This is a genomic window from Microbacterium meiriae, assembly GCF_040702565.1.
In the GTDB taxonomy this organism is placed as follows: Bacteria; Actinomycetota; Actinomycetes; order Actinomycetales; family Microbacteriaceae; genus Microbacterium; species Microbacterium meiriae.
The window spans coordinates 201,224-221,539 of record NZ_JBFBLJ010000002.1 but is presented as its reverse complement, the minus strand read 5'-3'; the positions used below and the strand labels follow the sequence as shown (position 1 = coordinate 221,539).

21 protein-coding genes and 1 riboswitch are annotated in these 20,316 nt (G+C 70.6%); of the genes, 13 read left to right on the top strand and 8 right to left on the bottom strand.

Annotated elements, in window-relative coordinates:
• Window positions 1-53: 53 nt before the first annotated feature.
• Window positions 54-165: riboswitch (TPP riboswitch) on the top strand.
• The 5 genes from AB0310_RS08485 to gadC all read left to right on the top strand — a co-directional run bounded on the left by AB0310_RS08485 (window position 156) and on the right by gadC (window position 5,996).
• Window positions 156-797, top strand: coding sequence for an ECF transporter S component (locus tag AB0310_RS08485; protein WP_187662552.1), 642 nt, complete (start codon window positions 156-158; stop codon window positions 795-797). Its footprint overlaps the riboswitch before it by 10 nt.
• Window positions 797-2,254 carry an ABC transporter ATP-binding protein gene (locus AB0310_RS08480; protein WP_366237009.1) on the top strand — a complete coding sequence of 486 codons (1,458 nt, stop codon included), beginning with the start codon at window positions 797-799 and terminating at the stop codon, window positions 2,252-2,254. The genes AB0310_RS08485 and AB0310_RS08480 overlap by 1 nt, the downstream gene beginning before the upstream one ends.
• Window positions 2,251-3,042: an energy-coupling factor transporter transmembrane component T family protein gene (locus AB0310_RS08475; RefSeq protein ID WP_268777019.1), complete on the top strand. Its 792-nt coding sequence runs from the start codon at window positions 2,251-2,253 to the stop codon at window positions 3,040-3,042. Before AB0310_RS08480 ends, AB0310_RS08475 begins: the two co-directional genes overlap by 4 nt.
• 101 nt (window positions 3,043-3,143) lie before the next feature.
• Entirely contained in the window at window positions 3,144-4,514 is a 1,371-nt protein-coding gene (gene gad / locus AB0310_RS08470) for a glutamate decarboxylase (protein ID WP_187662549.1), read from the top strand.
• A gap of 9 nt (window positions 4,515-4,523) precedes the next feature.
• A complete protein-coding gene (gadC, locus tag AB0310_RS08465; protein ID WP_280571617.1) occupies window positions 4,524-5,996 on the top strand; it encodes a glutamate/gamma-aminobutyrate antiporter GadC in 1,473 nt (490 codons plus the stop codon).
• Between the two features lie 7 nt (window positions 5,997-6,003).
• On the opposite strand, the gene AB0310_RS08460 is transcribed toward gadC, so the two are convergent.
• On the bottom strand, window positions 6,004-6,729 hold the full coding sequence (locus AB0310_RS08460) for an aminoglycoside 3'-phosphotransferase (RefSeq protein WP_280569446.1): 726 nt from the start codon (window positions 6,727-6,729) through the stop codon (window positions 6,004-6,006).
• Between the two features lie 134 nt (window positions 6,730-6,863).
• Between AB0310_RS08460 and AB0310_RS08455 the strand changes: the two genes are divergently transcribed.
• A complete protein-coding gene (locus tag AB0310_RS08455) occupies window positions 6,864-7,622 on the top strand; it encodes an SDR family NAD(P)-dependent oxidoreductase (RefSeq protein ID WP_187662547.1) in 759 nt (252 codons plus the stop codon).
• An 80-nt stretch (window positions 7,623-7,702) separates the two neighbouring features.
• Window positions 7,703-8,536, top strand: coding sequence for an SDR family oxidoreductase (locus tag AB0310_RS08450; protein WP_025104853.1), 834 nt, complete (start codon window positions 7,703-7,705; stop codon window positions 8,534-8,536).
• Between the two features lie 123 nt (window positions 8,537-8,659).
• Here AB0310_RS08450 and AB0310_RS08445 read toward each other — a convergent pair whose 3' ends face one another.
• Genes AB0310_RS08445 through AB0310_RS08435 form a run of 3 tightly spaced genes read right to left on the bottom strand, consistent with a single transcriptional unit; the run spans window position 8,660 to window position 10,780 of the window.
• Complete coding sequence (locus tag AB0310_RS08445; protein ID WP_187662546.1) at window positions 8,660-9,409, bottom strand: sulfite exporter TauE/SafE family protein; 750 nt, start codon at window positions 9,407-9,409, stop codon at window positions 8,660-8,662.
• Entirely contained in the window at window positions 9,406-10,104 is a 699-nt protein-coding gene (locus tag AB0310_RS08440; protein ID WP_280569441.1) for an ankyrin repeat domain-containing protein, read from the bottom strand. Before AB0310_RS08440 ends, AB0310_RS08445 begins: the two co-directional genes overlap by 4 nt.
• A gap of 37 nt (window positions 10,105-10,141) precedes the next feature.
• Entirely contained in the window at window positions 10,142-10,780 is a 639-nt protein-coding gene (locus AB0310_RS08435) for a bifunctional 4-hydroxy-2-oxoglutarate aldolase/2-dehydro-3-deoxy-phosphogluconate aldolase (RefSeq protein ID WP_187662544.1), read from the bottom strand.
• Window positions 10,781-10,911: 131 nt separating this feature from the next.
• Here AB0310_RS08435 and rlmN point away from each other — a divergent pair, with 131 nt between their 5' ends.
• The gene (rlmN, locus tag AB0310_RS08430; RefSeq protein ID WP_232089110.1) at window positions 10,912-12,201 is read left to right on the top strand and encodes a dual-specificity RNA methyltransferase RlmN; all 1,290 of its coding nucleotides are present in this window, start codon (window positions 10,912-10,914) and stop codon (window positions 12,199-12,201) included.
• Here the strand turns inward: rlmN and AB0310_RS08425 are convergent.
• Window positions 12,150-12,773: an NAD(P)H-dependent oxidoreductase gene (locus AB0310_RS08425; protein WP_187662543.1), complete on the bottom strand. Its 624-nt coding sequence runs from the start codon at window positions 12,771-12,773 to the stop codon at window positions 12,150-12,152. The genes rlmN and AB0310_RS08425 overlap by 52 nt on opposite strands.
• Before the next feature lie 64 nt (window positions 12,774-12,837).
• On the opposite strand from AB0310_RS08425, the gene AB0310_RS08420 reads away from it, so the two are divergent.
• Window positions 12,838-13,395, top strand: a complete 558-nt coding sequence (locus AB0310_RS08420; RefSeq protein ID WP_187662542.1) for a TetR/AcrR family transcriptional regulator — start codon at window positions 12,838-12,840, stop codon at window positions 13,393-13,395.
• Window positions 13,396-13,515: 120 nt separating this feature from the next.
• Window positions 13,516-14,994, top strand: a complete 1,479-nt coding sequence (locus AB0310_RS08415; RefSeq protein ID WP_366237008.1) for a DUF4407 domain-containing protein — start codon at window positions 13,516-13,518, stop codon at window positions 14,992-14,994.
• Here AB0310_RS08415 and AB0310_RS08410 read toward each other — a convergent pair.
• A complete protein-coding gene (locus tag AB0310_RS08410) occupies window positions 14,982-15,296 on the bottom strand; it encodes a hypothetical protein (protein ID WP_366237007.1) in 315 nt (104 codons plus the stop codon). The genes AB0310_RS08415 and AB0310_RS08410 overlap by 13 nt on opposite strands.
• Before the next feature lie 19 nt (window positions 15,297-15,315).
• Here AB0310_RS08410 and AB0310_RS08405 point away from each other — a divergent pair, with 19 nt between their 5' ends.
• From AB0310_RS08405 to AB0310_RS08395, 3 genes are read left to right on the top strand one after another with little or no spacing between them, the layout of a single operon-like run.
• Window positions 15,316-16,809 (top strand): aminotransferase-like domain-containing protein, encoded by a 1,494-nt coding sequence (locus AB0310_RS08405; RefSeq protein ID WP_366237006.1) that lies wholly within the window; start codon window positions 15,316-15,318, stop codon window positions 16,807-16,809.
• A gap of 9 nt (window positions 16,810-16,818) precedes the next feature.
• Complete coding sequence (locus AB0310_RS08400) at window positions 16,819-17,316, top strand: hypothetical protein (protein ID WP_259954366.1); 498 nt, start codon at window positions 16,819-16,821, stop codon at window positions 17,314-17,316.
• A 53-nt stretch (window positions 17,317-17,369) separates the two neighbouring features.
• On the top strand, window positions 17,370-18,383 hold the full coding sequence (locus tag AB0310_RS08395) for an aldo/keto reductase family protein (protein WP_187662537.1): 1,014 nt from the start codon (window positions 17,370-17,372) through the stop codon (window positions 18,381-18,383).
• A 66-nt stretch (window positions 18,384-18,449) separates the two neighbouring features.
• Here the strand turns inward: AB0310_RS08395 and AB0310_RS08390 are convergent, their stop codons facing one another.
• Together AB0310_RS08390 and AB0310_RS08385 are read right to left on the bottom strand one after the other, a co-directional pair.
• Window positions 18,450-19,370, bottom strand: coding sequence for a carbohydrate ABC transporter permease (locus tag AB0310_RS08390; RefSeq protein ID WP_197971853.1), 921 nt, complete (start codon window positions 19,368-19,370; stop codon window positions 18,450-18,452).
• A complete protein-coding gene (locus AB0310_RS08385; protein ID WP_187662536.1) occupies window positions 19,367-20,314 on the bottom strand; it encodes a carbohydrate ABC transporter permease in 948 nt (315 codons plus the stop codon). Before AB0310_RS08385 ends, AB0310_RS08390 begins: the two co-directional genes overlap by 4 nt.
• Between the last annotated feature and the right edge of the window lie 2 nt (window positions 20,315-20,316).

The window sequence follows — 20,316 nt, the reverse complement described above, 5'->3', positions numbered from 1 at the left end:
CGGAATCCGCCGTGCGCGGCTCGGGACGCGCGGGCGGAACGGGGTAGGATCGACAGCACAACCACGGGAGTCCGGCGAGCCGGGCTGAGAGGGAGCGAATCGCGCTTCGACCGTCGAACCTGATCTGGGTCATGCCAGCGCAGGGAGGAGTTCACATGAGTACGTCCACGTCCGCATCCGCGTCTGCGAAGAGCACGGCCGTTCCGGCGCGCGGCTATCTGCGCTGGCGCGTCGTCGACATCGTCGTCGCCAGCGTCCTCGGCGTCGCCGCCGGTCTGATCTTCCTGGCCTGGAACGTCGGATACCTGGGGCCGAAGGCCCTGCTCGAGCCGTTGCTTCCCGGCCTCCAAGGGCTCCTCGACGGCCCGTGGCTCTTCGCGGGCGTGCTCGGCGGGCTCATCATCCGCAAGGCGGGCGCCGCGATCTACGTCGAGCTGCTGGCCGCCGTCGTCTCGGCGCTCATCGGCAACCAGTGGGGCGGCTTCCTCACGCTCGAGGCAGGCCTCGTGCAGGGACTCGGTGCCGAGCTGATCTTCCTGCTGTTCTTCTACCGCCGCTGGTCGCTGCCCGTCGCGATCCTCGCCGGTGCCGGCGCTGCGCTCGCGGGCGGCATCAACAACCTCGTCCTCTGGTACGCCGGCTCCGGTCCCGCCTTCACCGCGATCTATCTCGTGAGCACCGTGATCTCCGGGGCGGTCATCGCCGGTGCGCTGTCCTGGGTGCTCGCGCGCGGCATCGCGGCGACGGGGGCTCTCGACCGTTTCGGCTCCGGGCGCGAGGCGCGCGTGCGCGTCTGATGTCGTCCGAGCAGGTCGCTCCCGCCGGCGTCGAGGCCCGGGGGTGGGGGTGGCGACACGCGAGTCGCCTCGCCTGGGCGCTGCGCGATGTCTCGTTCCGCGTCGAGCCCGGCGAGCGGGTTCTCGTGCTCGGGGCCTCTGGCGCGGGCAAATCCACACTGCTGCACGGCCTCGCCGGTGTGCTCGGCGGCGAGGAGGAGGGGGAGAGCGAGGGGGAGCTGCTCATCGACGGCGGCCCCGCCGTGGCCACCCGCGGTCGGGCCGGGCTCGTCCTCCAGGATCCCGACTCGCAGGTGATCCTCGCCCGCGCCGGCGACGATGTGGCCTTCGGCTGTGAGAACCTCGGGGTGCCGCGGGCGGAGATCTGGCCTCGTGTCGAGGCGGCCATGGCGGCCGTCGGCCTCGACGTGCCGCTCGACCATCCGACCGCGGCGCTCTCGGGCGGCCAGAAGCAGCGCCTCGCCCTGGCCGGCATGCTCGCGATGCGCCCCGGACTCGTGCTGCTGGACGAGCCGACGGCGAATCTCGATCCCGAGGGCGTGCGCGAGGTGAGGGATACGGTGGAGCGGATGCTCGCCGCGCGTCCCGCCACCCTCGTGGTCGTGGAGCATCGCCTCGAGGTGTGGCTGCCCCTCCTCACGCGGGTCATCGTGCTCGGCGCCGGCGGGGTCGTCGCGGACGGCACTCCCGCGGAGGTGCTCGGCACGGAGGGGGAGCGCCTGGCGGCGGACGGCGTGTGGGTACCCGGCCGCCCGCCGGCCGAGCCCCCCGCACCACGCGCGGCGCCCGGGGACGTGCTGCTCTCGGCGCACGGGCTGGCTGTCGCACGGGTGAAGGGGCGTCCGGTGGCGCACGACATCGACCTGGACGTGCGTGCCGGCGAGGCCCTCGCGATCACCGGGCCGAACGGCGCGGGCAAGTCCACGCTGGCCCTGACCCTCGCGGGGCTCCTCCCTCCCGCAGGGGGAGCCGTGATCGCGGCGCCGTCACTCGCGCAGGGGGCCAATCCGTCTCCGATCCGGTGGGCGTCTCGCGAGCTCCTCACACGGATCGGGATGGTGTTCCAGGAACCGGAGCACCAGCTCCTCGCCCAGACCGTGCGCGACGAGCTCGCGGTCGGTCCCCGCGCCCTGGGCGTCCCCGATGACGAGGTGTCTGCCCGCGTCGACGAGCTGCTCACCCGCCTGCGGCTCGCGCACCTGGGTGCGGCGAATCCCTACACGCTCTCGGGCGGGGAGAAGCGCCGCCTGACGGTCGCGGCCGCGATCGCCACGAGACCCCGGGTGCTGATCCTCGACGAGCCGACCTTCGGCCAGGACGCCCGGACCTGGGCCGAGCTCGTGGCGATGCTCGCCACCCTCCGGGACGAGGGATCGGCGATCGTCACCATCACCCACGATCTCGATGTGGCGCGCGCTCTGCACGCCACCCGGTTCGTCCTGGGGGCACCGGCATGACGGCGCTCGCCCCCGCCCCCACCCGCACCGGCGTCGTCGCCCGCATCAATCCGGTCGCCAAGCTGGGGGTGAGCGCGCTCATCGCCGTGCCGCTGGTCCTCACGCTCGACCCGGTGTCGGCGGCCGTCGCCCTGGCACTCGAAGCGGTGCTGTTCCTCTTCGCGGGCATCGGCTGGCGGGAGTTCTGGGTGCGCACGTGGCCGGTCTGGCTCGCGGCGCCGCTGACCGGTCTCACCATCGCCCTCTACGGCGAGACGAGCGGCACCGTCTACGTCGACTGGTTCGTGCTGCGCATCAGCGAGGGGTCGCTCGCGCTCGCCGTCGCCACGATGCTGCGCGTGCTCGCGATCGCCCTGCCCTCCGTGGTCCTGTTCATCACGGTGGATCCCACGGATCTCGCCGACGGCCTCGGGCAGATCCTGCGGCTTCCGGCCCGATTCGTCCTCGGCGCGCTCGCCGGCCTGCGCATGGTGGGACTGTTCCTCGACGACTGGCGTGCTCTCGAACTCGCACGTCGCGCGCGCGGCGTGGCCGACCGCGGGCGCATCCGGCGCTTCCTCGGCATGGCCTTCGCCCTGCTCGTGCTGTCGATCCGCCGGGGCGCGAAGCTCGCGACAGCGATGGAGGCGCGGGGCTTCGGCGCCCCCGGTCGTCGCACCTGGGCGCGCGAGTCCCGCTTCGGTGCGTCCGAGTGGATCCTGCTCGCCGTGGGGGCGGCGATCTCCGCGACGGCGATCGCCGCCGCGGTCGCGACCGGCGCCTGGAACTTCATCCTCGGGCCGTCCTGACCCTCACCCGTTTCGGACGAGGGTCCCTGGAGGTCGGTCGGAGGCGGGGCTAGCGTCCGCAGGAGACAGTGCCAATCGACACCGACCGAAAGGGACGTCCCATGAGCATCTCCTCCGCCGACGACCAGCCGCTCTTCACGCGGCCGGGCGAGGCCACCGTCGCACCACGACACGTCATCCCCGACACCGAGTCGCTCCCCGCGACGGCGAAGCAGATCGTCGAAGACGAGACGATCCTCGACGGCAACGCACGCCTCAACCTCGCGACCTTCGTCAGCACCTGGATGGACGACGAGGCGAAGCAGGTCTACATGGCCTCCTTCGACAAGAACATGATCGACAAGGACGAGTATCCGCAGACCGCCGCCATCGAGGACAACTGCTGGCACATGCTCGCGAACCTGTGGAAGGCCCCGGATGCGGCGCGCAGCATCGGCACGTCGACGATCGGCTCCTCCGAGGCGTGCATGCTCGGCGGCCTGGCGTTCAAGCGGCGCTGGCAGCAGGCACGACGTGCCGCCGGGAAGGACGCCTCCACGCCGAACCTCGTGATGTCGAGCGCGGTGCAGGTGTGCTGGGAGAAGTTCTGCAACTACTTCGACGTCGAGCCGCGCTACGTGCCCATCAGCGAGGAGCACAAGACGCTCGACGGCCACGATCTCGAGAAGTACGTGGACGAGAACACCATCGGGGTCGTCGCCATCATGGGCGTCACCTACACCGGCATGTACGAGCCGGTGGCGGAGATCGCCGCGGCGCTCGACGCGATCCAGGAGAAGACCGGCCTCGACATCCCGATCCACGTGGACGGCGCCTCCGGTGCCATGATCGCTCCGTTCCTCCAGCCGGACCTCGTGTGGGACTTCCGGCTGGAGCGTGTGCACTCGATCAGCACGTCCGGGCACAAGTACGGTCTCGTCTACCCCGGCCTCGGCTGGGTGGTCTGGCGCGACGCGCAGTGGCTGCCGGAGGATCTCATCTTCCAGGTGAGCTACCTCGGCGGGGAGATGCCTACCTTCGCCCTGAACTTCTCCCGCCCCGGTGCTCAGGTGCTGCTGCAGTACTACCTGTTCCTCCGCCTCGGGTTCGAGGGCTACCGCGCGGTGCAGCAGGCCTCGCAGGACGTGGCGAAGTTCCTCTCCGCGGGCATCGCGAAGCTCGACGCGTTCGAGTTGTGGAACGACGGCAGCGACATCCCGGTGTTCGCCTGGCGCCTGAAGGACGGGCACACCGACAAGTGGACGCTCTACCACCTGCAGGATCGGCTCCGGATGCGCGGCTGGCTCGTCCCCGCGTACCCGATGCCCGCCGATCTGGAGGACCTCACAGTGCAGCGCATCGTCGTGCGCAACGGGCTCAGCATGGACCTGGCCGCCGAACTGCTCGACGCCATCACCGCCGAGGTGGCCCACCTCGACGCGCTCACGGCCCCCATGCCGTCCGACCACCCCGACTCGGCGTTCCACCACTAGGGGGCCGAGATGTCCGCTCCGCAGTCCGGTCCGACCGGCGCCGCGTCCACGCCGCGCGTCTCCCGTCCCGCCGTCGCCGTCCTCGGCATCGGCCAGCTCGCCCTGCTCACCCTCGTCGTCGTGGCGAGTCTGCGGTCGCTGCCCGCGATGGCGATCTACGGCCTCGGCAGCATCACGCTGTACCTCATCCCCGCGGTGCTGTTCCTCGTCCCCACCGCCCTCGTCGCCGCGGAGCTGGCGACGGGGTGGAAGGGCGGGGTGTACGTCTGGGTGCGGGAGGCCCTCGGCAACCGCTGGGGGTTCACCGCGGTGTGGCTGCAGTGGATCCAGAACGTCGTCTGGTTCCCCACGCAGCTCGCGTTCGTGGCCGGCGCCCTCGCCTTCGTCTTCCTCGACCCCTCGCTGTCCAGCTCCGGCTTCTTCACGGCCGTCATCATCATCGTCTGCTACTGGGGCGCCACGCTCGTCACGCTCCGCGGCGGCGACCTCTTCGCCAAGCTGGGCTCGTGGGGTGGCATCATCGGCACGCTGTTCCCGGCGGTGCTGCTCATCGTGTTCGGGGCGGTGTGGGTCTTCAGCGGGGAGAAGAGCCAGGTACCGCTGGAGGCTTCGGCGGTGATCCCGCCGTTCACGGGTCTCGCGTCCATCGTGCTGATCGTCTCGAACGTGCTCGCCTACGCCGGTATGGAGGTGAACGCGGTCCACGTGAATCAGATGAAGGATCCCGGCAAGGGCTACCCGCGCTCGGTGTTCCTCGCCGCCGGCCTCATCCTGCTCGTCTTCATCCTGCCCACCATCGCGATCGCGGTCGCGGTGCCGAAGAAGGAGCTCGGGCTCACCAACGGCATCATGCTCGCGTTCGGGGAGTACTTCGACCACTGGGACATGGGGTGGGCGACCGCCGTCGTCTCGGCCCTCATCGCCGCCGGTGCCCTCGCCTCGGTCGTGACCTGGGTCGCCGGTCCCTCCAAGGGCGTGCTGGCGGCCGCGGAGACGGGACTGCTCCCGCCGCTGCTGCAGAAGCGGAACAAGGCCGGTGTGCAGTCCGGCATCCTGATGCTCCAGGGAACCATCGTCACGATCCTCGCGGCGATCTTCATCATCGTGCCCAACGTCAGCGCCGCCTTCGTGGCGCTCATCGACATGGCCGCCGCGCTGTACCTCATCATGTACATGCTCATGTTCGCCTCGGCGATGGTGCTGCGGCGGAAGGCGCCGGACGTCCCCCGTGCCTACCGGGTGAAGGCTCTCCCGTTCGTCGCCGGCGTCGGGTTCTTCGCCTGCCTCGCGGCGTTCCTGCTCGCCTTCATCCCGCCCGACGGCTTCACCGCGTTCCCGGCCGCCGCGTACCCGTGGATCGTCGGTGTCGTGATCGTCGTGCTCGGCGCTCCGCCGTTGCTGTTCTACGCGCTGCGGAAACCGTCGTGGGACCGGCGCCCGGCCGACGGGAGCCTCCTCAGCGACGCCCACCCGGAGGCGTGAGCCCGGCTCAGGACTCGTTCCAGAGCCGTCGGTAGTACTCCAGCCTCGGGCGGTCGGGGTCGACGCCGTAGGCCGCGATGAGCGTGTCCTCCCACCCGGGACCGAAGTTCCACAGCGTGCTCATGGCGGCCACCGCGATGTCGGCCCACCGGTCGGCGACCCCGAGCGCGGCGAGGTCGACGTGGGCGACCGGACGGCCGTCGTCGTCGAGCAGGGTGTTGGGGAGGCACGCGTCGCCGTGGCAGACCACGAGCCGGTCGATCGACGGCGGCTCGAGCAGGTCCGTCGGCACCGTCGTGCCGCGGGCGGCGGCGTTCGCGATGCGCTCCGCCGGGCTCCACGTCCACGGGCACTCCGCGACGGGGAGGGCGTCGTGCAGGAGGCGCAGACCGACCCCGACCGCGCGCACGGCGGTCTCCGGAGACGACGCCCAGCGCGGATCCACCGCACTGCTGCCGGGGAGGGCTGTCGTCACGAGCCACTCGTACGCCTCGTCCTGGCCCTGGGAGATCACCTCGGGCACGGTGGTCCAGGTGCGGGCCCAGCGCATCCGCTCGGCCTCGTCACGCATGTTCGCCTCGGGATCGAGGGGACCCCATTTGATGTAGCGGCCGTCATCGGTGCGGAAGGTCAGGCCGCCGAGCGCGTTGCGCCACGCGGGGGTCAGTGCGGCCCCGGCGGCGAGTTCGCGCACCCGGGCGGGGACCTCGACGGACGCTGCGGGGATGCTCACCCGTCCATCCTGCCGGAACGCCGGTGTCGTAGGCTCGGGGGCGACGCGGCAGGCCTGCGGTGACACCAAGAACCGCATAGGCTGGGACTGCGTTCCATGCATGTCGCACGACGACGTTCGAAGGAGAACATCAGATGCAGATCAGCGGACAGGGGGCCCTCGTCACCGGGGGCGCCTCCGGACTCGGACTCGCGACCGCCCGTCGGCTCACGGCCGCGGGCGCGCACGTCACCATCATCGACCTCGCCTCGTCGAAGGGGGAGGAGGTCGCGGCGGAGCTCGGCGGTCTCTTCGTCCCCGCCGACGTGACGAGCGTCGACGAGGTCAAGGCCGCCGTCGCCGCCGCACAGGCCGCCGCACCGCTACGGGTCGTCGTGAACTGCGCCGGCATCGCCCCGCCCGCCAAGGTGCTCGACCGGGACGGCACCCCCGCCGTCCTCGCCGACTTCGAGCGGATCGTCCGGATCAACCTCGTCGGCACGTTCAACGTGATCTCCCAGGCCGCCGCCGTCATCGCCGCGAACGAGCTGCACGACGAGGAGCGGGGCGTGGTCGTGAACACGGCGAGCGTCGCCGCGTTCGACGGGCAGATCGGGCAGCCGGCGTACTCGGCCTCCAAGGGCGGGGTGCACGCGATGACCCTGCCGATCGCCCGCGAGCTCGCCCGCCACGCCATCCGGGTGTGCACCATCGCCCCCGGGATCATGGAGACGCCGATGCTCATGGGGCTGCCGCAGGAGGCGCAGGACTCGCTCGGCCAGCAGGTGCCGTTCCCCGCTCGCCTCGGACGCCCCGACGAGTACGCCGCCCTCGTGCAGCAGATCGTCGAGAACGGCTACCTCAACGGCGAGACCATCCGCCTCGACGGTGCCATCCGCATGGCCCCGCGGTGACCCCTCCCGGCGTTCGAATCGCCTGAATGACCCGATTCGAGCCGGAAATCCAGCCAATCACGCGATTCGAAACGAGAACCATGAGCACACTCGCCGGAAAGACCATCCTCATGTCGGGCGGAAGCCGCGGGATCGGCCTCGCGATCGCCCTGCGCGCGGCCGCGGACGGCGCGAACATCGCGATGCTCGCCAAGACCGACTCCCCGCACCCGAAGCTCGAGGGCACCGTGCACAGCGCTGCCGAGCAGATCCGCGCCGCCGGCGGCCAGGCGCTGCCGATCGTGGGCGACGTGCGGGACGACGACCACATCACCGAGGCCGTCATGAAGACGCAGGGCGAGTTCGGCGGGATCGACATCGTCCTCAACAACGCCAGCGTCATCGACCTCTCCCGGTCGCTCGACCTCTCCGCGAAGAAGTACGACCTGATGCAGGACGTGAACGTCCGCGGCACCTTCATGCTCTCCCGGGCCGCGGTGCCCATCCTCAAGGACGCCGAGAACCCGCACATCCTCTCGCTCTCGCCGCCGCTGAACCCCACCCCGAAGTGGCTCGGCGCCCACACCGGGTACACGCTGGCGAAGTACGGCATGACGATGGTCACGCTCGGACTCGCGGCGGAGTTCGCGGCCGACGGCATCGCCGCCAACACGCTCTGGCCGCGCACGACGATCGCGACGGCCGCGGTGCAGAACCTCCTCGGCGGGGACAAGGTGATGGCCGCGAGCCGGACGGCGGACATCTACGCCGACGCCGCCTATGCCGTGCTCACCCAGCCGGCGCGCACGTACACGGGGCAGTCGCTGATCGTGGAGGATGTGCTCGAGGCGAACGGCGTCACCGACTTCTCGGGCTACGCCGCCGTCCCCGGCACTCCGGACAGCGCGCTGTTCCCCGACATCTTCCTCGACTGACGCGCTTCGACAGGCTCGGCGACCCACCGCTGGGTCCCCGAGCCTGTCGAAGGGGTGGGTCCCTGAGCCCGTCGAAGGGGTGGGTCCCTGAGCCCGTCGAAGGTCGCTGAGCCCGTCGAAGGGCTAGAGCAGCAGGTACACGGCACCGAGGACCGTCAGCACGATCACGATGCGGTCGAAGAGCCGCTGGTCCAGGCGCCGCGCCACCCGCAGGCCGAGCAGCGCGCCGAGCACCACGAGCGGCGCGAGGATCGCATCGGTGAGCAGCACGGGGCCGGTGAACAGCCCGATCCCGGCGAGGAACGGCACTTTGATCACGTTGATGATCGCGAAGAACCAGGCGGAGGTGCCGAGGAAAACCTGGACGGGCGTGCGGGTGGCGAGGAAGTACATCGACATCACCGGCCCGCCCGCGTTGGCCACCATGGTCGTGAAGCCGCCCAGCGTCCCGTAGACCCCGGCCAGCACCGCACCGCCCCTGGCCGCCGCCTCCTGCTCCGCCCTGGCCTGCCGCCACCGGCGCCACAGGGTCACGGCGATCATGAGCAGCAGGATCACGCCGATGGCGCGGCGAACGACCCCGTCTCCTGTCAGCGCGAGGAACGCGAAGCCGAAGAGGAGTCCCGCCACGACCGCCGGTGCGAGCCGGAGCAGCGTGGGCCAGTGCGCATGCCGTCGATAGGCGAGCAACGCGAACACGTCGCCCACCATGAGCAGCAGGAGTGTCGCCGCCGTGGAGGTCCGCGCCGGGAGCACGGCGGCGAACAGGGCGATCGCGAGGATGCTGCCGCCCGGAAGAGCGGTCTTCGAGATCCCGATGACGACCGCGGCCACGCCGAGAGCGGCCCAGGCCCAGGGATCGAGCGCTGTCACCGCCGGAGCTCGGCGACGATGGCGTCGTACCCGCGGGCGGCCGCGAGGTCGACCGGCAGCACGCCGTCGCCGTCGCGGATGGTCGCGTCGGCGCCGCCGTCGAGGAGAGTGCGCACCACCTCGACGTACCGGGCGGAGCCGTCGCCGAGCACGATCGCCTCGTGCAGGGCGGTCCAGCCGAGGTTGTTGATGTGGTCCGGATCGACGCCCGCCTCCAGGAGGATCTCGACCGTCGGCAGCAGGCCGCGTTCGGACGCGGGGATCAGCGCCGTGCCGCCGAAGCGGTTCGTGCTGCGAAGGTCGGCCCCGTGCGCCAGGGTCATCCGCAGGATCTCGTCATGCCCGCGGGCGCCGGCGTAGAGAAAGGCGGAGTCCTGGATGTCGTCCTTCGCGTTCACGTCGGCGCCGGCCTCGATCAGGAGCCGTGCCGCGTCGACGCGGTTCGCCTTGGTGGCCGCGACCAGGGGAGTCATGCCGCCGTCGCCGCGGGCCTCGATGTCGGCGCCCGCGTCGAGCGCGCGGCGGACCGCGTCAGCGTCGCCCGCGGCGGCCGCAGCGAGCAGGTCGGATGTGGCGTCGGTCATGGGAGCCTCCGGGGTCGGTGGTGCGGGATGCGACGGCGCGGCCGTGCAGGCCGAGGCGAGCAGCAGCGCGCCCGCGAGCGCGACAGCCGCCGCCACCCGTCGCATCCGCATGCATCCGGTATACCAAATGATCCCGGAGGTGGGCGGTTCAGCCTCGCGTGGCAGCGAGGGCGGCCGCGAACCGCGAGGCCCGCTGCTCGATGTCCGCCCAGTCCGCGTTCGCGATGGCGGTGCCGTTCGCGAGGTCTCCACCGGCTCCCACGGCGACAGCGCCCGCCGCGAACCAGTCGGCGAGGTTGTCGGGCTTCACGCCGCCCGTGGGCATCAGCGGGGCGTCGGGGAACGGTCCGCGCAGCGCCCCGAGGTAGGCGGGGCCGCCGAGCGAGGCGGGGAAGATCTTCACGACGTCGACGCCGAGCTCGAGTGCGCCCATGACCTCGGTCGGCGTCATCGCGCCGGTCATCACGACGCGGTCGGTGTCGAGCATGGCGCGCGTGAGATCGGGAAGGGTTCCCGGGCTGACGAGGAACGCGGCACCCGCGTCGGCGGCCTGGGTCGCCTGCTCCGACGTCGTGACGGTGCCGGCGCCGATGTACGCGGCGTCTCCGTGACGGGCGATGAGTTCGCGGATCACGGCCGGGGCGTCCGGAGTCGAGAAGGTCACCTCGATGCCGGAGACGCCGCCGCGGATGATCGCCTCCGAGGCCTCCAGGGCCAGTTCCGGCGACGGGGCGCGGAGGACGGCGAGGATGCCGGTGGTGCGGGCGCGGGCGAGACGGTCGGACATGCTGCTCCTTGATCGAGGGGACGGGCCCATTCTTCCGCACCGCAACTTGTCATTACAAGTAGCCGGGGAGCGGCGTGGGAAGAGGGGTCGTGCCCAGGCGCCTCCCACCCGCATCCCGGTACCCTGGAGGGATGGCCGAGAACCCCCGCACACCCGAGACGCGCTCCGCGACAGCGCCCGCGTCGTCCCGTTCGGGGGCGATCCGCGAGACCCGTACCCCGCAGGTGCGCCCCGCGACCGAGGGCTGGACCCAGAAGAAGGACGCGGAAGGGCGCCCCCTGCTGCAGTTCGCGAGCCCGAAGCGCGGCAAGCCGCCGGTCCACCTCGCCGACCTCACCCCGGCCGAGCGCATCGAGAAGGTGAAGGAACTCGGGCTCCCCGGCTTCCGTGCCAAGCAGCTCGCCACCCACTACTTCCGGCACTACACGTCCGACCCCGCGGAGATGACCGACCTCCCCGCCGGTATCCGCGACGAGCTGGTCGCCGGCATGCTTCCGCCCCTCATGACCGAGGTGCGACGACTGGAGACCGACCGCGGCGACACCATCAAGTTCCTGTGGCGTCTGCATGACGGTGCTCTCGTCGAGTCCGTCCTCATGCGCTATCCCGGCCGCATCACGCTCTGCGTGTCGAGCCAGGCCGGCTGTGGCATGAACTGCCCGTTCTGCGCCACCGGGCAGGCGGGACTGACCCGCAACATGTCCACCGCGGAGATCATCGAGCAGATCGTCCGGGCCAACCGGGCCATCGCCAACGGTGAGCTGGGCGGCAAGAAGCGCGACGACCACAGCATGGAGCGCGTCTCCAACATCGTCTTCATGGGGATGGGAGAGCCGCTCGCCAACTACAAGCGCGTCATGGACGCGGTGCGCACCATGGTCGCCCCGCAGCCCGATGGTCTCGGTATGAGCGCGCGTGGCATCACGGTGTCCACCGTGGGTCTCGTGCCCGCGATCCGGAAGCTCGCCGACGAGAACATCCCCGTCACGTTCGCCCTGTCGCTGCACGCCCCCGACGACCACCTTCGCGACGAGCTCATCCCCGTGAACTCGCGGTGGAAGGTCGACGAGGCGCTCGATGCGGCCTACGACTACTACGCCAAGACCGGTCGTCGGGTGTCCATCGAGTACGCACTCATCAAGGACATGAACGACCATGCGTGGCGAGCCGACCTGCTGGCTGAGAAGCTCAACCAGCGCGGTCGCGGGTGGGTGCACGTGAACCCGATCCCGCTGAACCCGACGCCGGGTTCGATCTGGACGTCGTCGGAGAAGGACGTCACGGACGAGTTCGTGCGGCGGCTGAACGACGCCGGCATCCCGACGACCCTCCGCGACACCCGTGGCAAGGAGATCGACGGCGCCTGCGGTCAGCTCGTGGCGACGACCGAGGACGAGGCTGCTGCCGCTGCCCTGGCCTGACGCGCGCGGTCGCGAGCCGCATCCGCGGCGCCGAGTCGCTCGGCCCGGTCGAGCCATCCGGTGATGGTCGCAGGGCGGGCGTGCTTCACGCCCAGCATCCGCGTTGTGCGGACGGCGCGGATGCCGCAGAAGCGCAGAGTGTTGCGGGCGACCTGGGTGTGCGCGGGCATTCCGGTGAACGGCACGGCGTACCAGGGCGTGTCCGCGAGCAGGAGCAGCCGGCCGTGCCGCGCCGGGAGGAGCCCCTGGGGGAGTCCGCGCTTCGTGTAGCGGTACTCCTGCTGGGGGAGGAGGGTGCGGTCGAAGAACCCTTTGAGCAGTGCGGGCACCGAGCCCCACCACAGCGGGGTGGTGACCACGAGCGCATCGGCTTCGTGGAGCGCGCGCCGCGCGTCGACGAGGTCGGGCTCGAGCGTCATGCGCTCCCGGTAGCCGAATCGCAGGTTCGGGTCGAAGTCGAGGTCGCGCAGCGCGAGCAGGCGCGCATCGCCGTGGCCGTCCGCGTAACGACGGGCGAGGGCGGCGGTGAGCGAGCGGGCGTCGGGGTGGCCGTCGATGACGAGTGCGGACATGCGGTTCCTATCTGGACAGTGTCAACCTGGTTGGACAGTGTCAACATAGGAAACAATGTTGCTTATGTCAAGTTCGAAGGACGGCTACCACCACGGTGATCTGGCGCGTGCGCTCGAGGACGCCGCGATGCGGCTGCTCGAGACGAGACCGGCCGCCGAGATCAGCCTCCGCGAAGTGGCGCGCGCGGCGAACGTCAGCCACAACGCCCCCTATCACCACTTCTCCGATCGCCTCGGGCTGCTCAAGGCCCTGGCCGAGCGGAGCATGGCCGACCTCCTCCGGCAGGTGCGTGTGGCGGCCCAGGGTGCCGCGACGCCGCACGACGCCCTCGTCGCCGGAGGATCGGCCTACATCCGCTTCGCCGTCGAGCATCCCCACGCGTTCGATGCCGTCTACGACCCCACCGTGTGCGTACCGGGGTCTCCTACCGAGACCATGGCCCCGCTGATCGAGGCGCTCGAGGGCGTGCTCGCGGAGGCGGCCGCCGCGGCGGGGCTCGACCGCCCGGCGGACGTCGTGTCGCTGTGGGGGCTGATGCACGGCCTCGGCACCCTCGCCGCGGCCGGCCACTTCACGCTCGACGACGCCCTGTCCGCCTACGCGGCCTCTCTCACCCGCTGACTCTTTCGAGTCGCGCACCTTGCTCCATTCCCGGCCGAGACGGAGCGATCTGCGCGATTCGAAGGGTTCTCGCCCCGGTCTTCCACGGTATGCACAGGCGGAGTTTCGTAGATTGTCGGGATGCCCTATTCCGCCCACCGCCCGGGTCGCTTCGACTCGCAGGGTCGGATCATCCTCGACGGCGACCCGAACGCCGAGACGGATGACCTCGACTTCCTGCGCGAGTACGAGCCGACCGGCGACACACCCGCGCAGCCCGACGTCGCGTCCGACGACCCGACGTCCGAGCCGGTGACGGCGCCCGACGCCCCGGTCGACGCGGAGCCCGCCCCCGACCGTCCGGCGCGCCCGCAGCGCGTCCGGAAGTCGCGTCGCCGGCGCACCGCCGCCGAACGCCTCCGTGCTCTCGCGATCCTCGGCGGGGCCGAAGGGGAGATCCTCGACCGCGTCCCGGGTGAGACCCCGCGCTTCGTGCAGATGTTCTTCGTGCTCGCCGGGACCGCCTTGGTCAGCGCGATCTCCATGCTCTTCGCCCTGACGACGGGGGTGCGCGCGGCGGTCTGGCTGGCCATCCCGCTCGCGATCGTGTGGGCACTGATCATCTTCAACCTCGACCGCTTCCTCACCTCGACCATGACGTCGACCCGCAACGTCTGGAAGCTCATCGGCCTCGCGATCCCCCGCGTCATCATGGCGGCGATCATCGGGTTCGTCGTCGCGGAGCCGCTCGTGCTGCAGATCTTCCACAACGACATCTCCCGGGAGGTCGCCGCGACCAACATCGTCCAGGCGCAGTCCGACCAGGAGGCACTCGAGACCGGGCCCGAGAAGAAGGCGCTGGACGCGGCGTCCGAGCGCGTCGCGGCGCTCGAGAACCAGGCGGCGACGGGCATCGTCGCCGGGACCGAGTCGTCATCGGCCACGGAGTCGGCCGCCCAGTCCACGGTCGACGATCTGACGGCCAAGCTCACGGAGCAGCAGGCCGTGATCGACCAGGCGCGGACGCTGTATCAGTGCGAGCTCACCGGCGAGGGCGCCGGCACCGTTCCCGGCTGCACCGGTGTGAACGGCGAGGGGGCGAGCTCGCAGGCCGCGCAGGCCCAGCTCGCCGAGGCCCAGCAGACCTACGATGCACTGGCCGCCCAGCTCCGCACGGCCAACGAGGAGCTCGCCGCTGCCGGAAGCGCCGCCAAGGAGAACACCACGGCGTCGGAGTCGCAGAACCGTCAGCAGGCGCAGGACGAGCTCCCCGCCGCGCGCGACACGTATGAGCAAGCGCTCGCGGCTTACAACGCCCGGGCGGACTCCGTGGCGCAGGGCAACGCCGGGGCGGTGGGACTGCTGAGCCAGATCAGCGGCCTCAACCGCCTGAGCGAGAAGGAGCCCACGATCCTGTGGGCGCACATCCTCATCGCGGCGCTGTTCTTCATGATCGAGCTGCTGCCGGTGCTGGTGAAGGTGCTCACGAGCTACGGCGACCCGAGCCTCTACGAGAAGGCGCTGGCCATCCGCAAGCAGGTCGCGCTGGACAGGGTGACGGCGGAGGGCTTCCGCGACCGCGCCGACATCGTCACCACTCCCGGGGCTCAGGCCACCTGACTCCTTTCGAATCGCTCACTGTGCTCCATCCCGCTCGGATTTCGGACAAAGTGGGCGATTCGAACGCGGGAGAGGTCCCCGAACCGGGACGCCAGCGCGAGAGAACGCGTCAGGGCGACCGTGGACGGGGTGGTCTGCCACGGGGTGCCGGTCACGCCGGCCTCGATGAGAGCGAGCGGTCCGAGGAGGGTGGGGTCGTGGGTGCGGGCGTCGTCGCCGAGCCAGTCGAGGAGTTCGCCCATGGTCCAATCCCGGTCGATTGGACCGAGATCGAGCCCGAAGCTGGTCGTGGGAACTGTCATTGGTCCAGAATCGGGTCTCATGGACACCCTCGACAGGGCCAATACGACGCCGGTGGCCCACGGATCGGCCCCCGGCCCTCTCGTTCAGGGCGGGGAGGTCTCCGCGGCCGCGCTCGTCGCACGCCTCGGCCGCTGGGCCCATGGCGACGGCACCCTCTCCACCCGACTCGCTGCAGGGATCGCCGCCCTGATCAACAGTGGTGAGCTGCGCCCCGCCGACCGCCTGCCTGCCGAACGCGCCCTCGCCGCGGTGGTCGCGGTCTCGCGGGGCACGGTCGTGTCCGCCTATGCGTCCCTCGCGGAGCAGGGTCTCGTGGAGCGCCGGCAGGGCAGTGGGACGAGGGTGTCGGGGGCGAGGACGGCGCCCGCGGCCGACCGCCGTCCGGGACGTGGCGAGGCGCTGTTCTCGGCACTCCCCAACGCGATCGACCTGCTCCGCACGGTCCCGCAGATCCCGGATCTGGGTGTGCAGCTCATCCGCGACCACCAGCCGCGGCTCGACCTCGCCCTGCTCCCGGAGACCGACCCCGCGGGTCTCCCGGCCCTCCGCGAACTCATCGCCGACATGTACCGCGCCGAGGGGACGCCGACCACGCCCGAGCAGATCCTCGTGACCCACGGCGCGCAGCAGGCCATCAGCCTCGTCGTCAACGCGCTCGTGGAGCCGGGGGACGTCGTCCTCGCGGAGGAGATCACGTGGCCGGGCGTGACCGACTCCGTGGGGTTGCGCGGCGGGACGGTCCACGGCGTGCCGATGGGGGCGGACGGCCTCGACGTCGATGCGCTGGAGCAGGCGATGGCCCGACTGCGTCCCGTGCTCGTCGCGCTCAACCCGCACCACCAGAACCCGACGGGGACGCGTCTGCCCGGGGCGGCGCGGCATCGCGTGGCCGAACTCGCCGCGCAGTACGGGGTGCCCGTGATCGAGGACCGCGTCGTCGCCGGCATCTCGTTCGACGGGATCGTGCCGCCCACGCTCGCCTCGGAACGGCCGGACGCCCCGGTGCTCGTCGTCGAGTCCGTGTCGAAGTGGGCCTGGGCCGGGCTGCGGATCGGGTGGCTGCGCGCCGACCCCGTCCTGGTCCGACGGCTGCGCGGTGCGCGCCAGCTCGCCGACCAGTCCACGAGCGTGCCCGGCCAGCTCCTCGCCCTCGACCTCATCGCCCATGCGACGGAGCTCCGCCGCGCCAACAGTCGCGTGCACCGGGAACGCCTCCTCCTACTGCAGGAGTTGATGGCCGCGCACCTCCCCGACTGGACCTACGACGCTCCGCGGGGCGGACTCTCGCTGTGGGCGGGGCTGCCTCGGGGCTCTGCGGCGGCTCTCGCGCGCGTCGCTGCCGCGCACGGGGTCTCGATCGCGGGCACCGGGGCCTTCGCGGTCTCGGCCGCCGCGCCGGACGACCACGTGCGTCTGCCGTTCACCGCGCCGGACGACGTGCTCACCGAGGGGGTGCGCCGCTTGGGCGACGCCTGGCGCGAGTACCGGGAGACTCTCAGCAGCCCTGCCTAGGGTGACCGCATGACACCGGTGCCGCGCCCCACCCTCTGGATCTGCGTCGCGGGCGTGCTCGCCGTCACCGCGTATGCCGCGCTCGCCGCCGTGCAGATCCTCGTGCTGAACCCGCTCGCCGCGGCGCCGGGCGGCCTCTCCCTCGACGAGGTCAGGGCCGCGATGTCGAACGCCGGAGAGAGCCTCATGCCGCAGACCGTCCTCGGCATCCTCGGCGCGGGTGTGTGCCTGGGAGTCGGGACGGCGGTCGTCTGCCTCCTCACGCGGGCTCCGGCGGTGGTGGCCGGCATGACCTTCCTCGCGCTGCTCATGGGCGGGGCGCCGGCCTACTTCGTCGCGTCGTTCGGCCCCGGCATGGGGCTCGCCGACACCTTCGGCATCAGCGGCGCCGATGCCTCCCCGTGGGCGCTGCCCCTGTACGCGGTCAGCGCGCTCTCCGCGGTCGGGGTGCTGGTCGGGGCCGCGGTCACGTCCCGCCGCCGCGAACCTTCGCCCGCCACTGCTTGATGATCGCGGCCGATCCGGCCCGCCGGTCCCCCTGGCGGGACTAGCGTTGGTCCATGGTCAACTATCGCTATCTCGGCAACAGCGGTCTCAAGGTCTCGGAGATCACCTACGGCAACTGGGTCACGCACGCCTCGCAGGTCGAGGACGACGCGGCGGTCAAGACCGTGCACGCCGCCCTGGATGCCGGCATCACCACGTTCGACACCGCGGACACGTACGCCAACACGGCCGCCGAGGTCGTGCTCGGCAAGGCCTTGGAGGGTCAGCGTCGCGAGAGCCTCGAGATCTTCACGAAGGTCTACTTCCCGACCGGTCCCAAGGGTCCGAACGACACCGGCCTGAGCCGCAAGCACATCATGGAGTCGATCAACGGCTCGCTGCAGCGTCTCGGCACCGACTACGTCGACCTGTACCAGGCGCACCGCTTCGACCACGAGACCCCGCTGGAGGAGACGTTCCAGGCCTTCGCCGATATCGTGCGGCAGGGCAAGGCGCTCTACATCGGCGTCTCGGAGTGGACCGCGGAGCAGCTCCGCGACGGGCACGCGCTGGCGAAGCAGCTCGGCATCCAGCTCATCTCGAACCAGCCGCAGTACTCGATGCTGTGGCGGGTCATCGAGGGCAAGGTCGTCCCCGCGTCGGAGGAGCTCGGCATCTCGCAGATCGTCTGGTCGCCGATGGCGCAGGGCGTGCTCAGCGGCAAGTACCTGCCGGGGCAGCCGGTGCCGGAGGGCTCGCGGGCGACCGACCAGAACTCGGGTGCGGGCTTCATCAAGAGCTTCCTGCAGGACGACATCCTCACCGCGGTGCAGCGCCTCAAGCCGATCGCGGAGCAGGCGGGGCTGTCGATGCCGCAGCTCGCGATCGCGTGGGTGCTGCAGAACCCGAACGTCGCAGCGGCCCTCGTCGGCGCCTCCCGCCCGGAGCAGCTCGCCGACACGGTCAAGGCCTCCGGCGTGAAGCTCGACGCCGACACGATGACCGCGATCGACGAGGCCCTCGGCGACACGGTCAACCGCGACGCCGAGCACACGTACTCGGTGTCGCCGAAGTCCCGGCTCGTCTAAGCCTTCGAAGAGCGCAAATGGTCCCATTCCGTCGCGGAATGGGACCATTTGCGCTCTTCGGGCGGGTTACTCCTTGACGGCCCCGGCCGTGAGGCCCTGGACGATCCAGCGGCTGGCGAGGGCGAACATCACCATCGTCGGGAGGATCGTCAGCACGGCCGCGGCGCTCATGGAGCCCCAGTCGATGTTGAACGTGGAGATGAAGCCGTTCAGCGCCGATGGGACGGTGCGGTTCGCGTCGGTGTTCATCAGCACGACCGACAGGAACAGCTCGTTCCAGCAGTTCACGAAGTTGAAGATGAACGCCGCGATGATGCCAGGTGTCATCACCGGCACGAGCACCCGGAACAGGGCACCCAGGCGCGAGCAGCCGTCGATCATCGCCGCCTCCTCCAGCGCGTCGGGGACGTTCTCGAAGAAGCCCCGCAGCATGACCGTGGAGAACGGGATGCAGATCGCGATGTAGACGAGGATGAGCCCCGGCTTGGTGTCGACGAGTCCCAGGTCGGTCATCATCGAGTACAGCGGTCCCAGGGCGATGAACGCCGGGATCATCTGCGTCAGCAGGAACGCGATGAGCACCGCCCCCTTGCCGCGGAACTCGAACCGCGCCAGCACGTACGCACTGAGCAGGGCGATGAGCGTCGCCACCGCGCCGGCCGACACCGCCACGATGGCCGAGTTGGCCAGGAACGTCCCGAACGAGCTCTTCTCGAACAGGCTCGTGAAGTTGTCGAGCGAGGGCTCGCTCGGCCAGTACTCGATCGGGAAGCGGTTGATCGTGCCCGGCGACTTGAACGCGGTGAGCGTGATCCAGTACAGCGGGAACAGCGTGATGAGCAGCCACAGCCCCAGGCCGACGACACGCACCACGCCGCCCACCGTGACGCGGGGCTTCGGGCGCGGGGCGGCCTTCGGGTCGGGCACCGTGATGCGACGGGTCTCCGTGACCGAGGAGCCGGTCCGGACGGATGAGGTGATGGTCATCGCTGCACTCTCCGCATCGCCATCAGGTAGAACGCGCAGAACACCATGAGGAAGGCCACGACGATGAGCCCGATGGCGCTCGCGATGCCGTAGTTGCCCTGCTGCGTGTAGTTGATCATCCACGTCGTGATGATGTGGGTCTGGTTGGCCGGGCCGCCGTTCGTCATCGCGTAGATGATGTCGGGGAAGTTGAAGATCCAGATCACGCGCAGCAGGATCGTCAGCAGCAACGTCATCGAGATGTACGGGATGATGATCGAGAACAGCTGCCGCACCTTGCCGGCGCCGTCGAGGCTCGCCGCCTCCAGCATCTCGTCCGGCACCGACTGCAGGGCCGCGAGGATCATGATCGCGAAGAAGGTCACGCCGTACCAGATGTTCGCGACGATCACGGCGAACATCGCGAGCTTCGGGTCGGCCAGCCACGGCAGGGGCGCGTCGATCAGACCCGCCTTCATGAGCAGGTCGTTGACGACGCCGAACTCGGCGTTGAACATCCAGCGGAACAGCATGCCGATCAGGAAGCCGGACACCGCCCACGGGAAGAACACCAGCGCCTGGTAGAGCCCGCGGAAGCGGAATCGCTTGCGCAGGGCGAGAGCGATGAGGAAGCCGATCACGAGCTGCGGCACGAGCGAGCCGACCACCCAGAGCACGGAGTTCCACGCCACGGTCGGGAACGCCGGGTCCCGGAAGACGGCGAGGAAGTTGTCGATGCCGACGAACGGGGTCGACGTGAGGTCCCACAGGTTCCAGTCGTGGAACGCCATGCGGGCGCCCTGCAGCATCGGCCAGTACGTGAACCAGCAGACGAAGACGATCGCCGGCGCGAGGAACGCCAGCAGGGTGAGCGCAGTGCGACCCCGGAAGGGGCGACGACGCGATGCCGGGGAGGCCCCGCCGGCGGTGCCGACGGAGCCCCCTTCACGGATGGTGCGGGCCACGG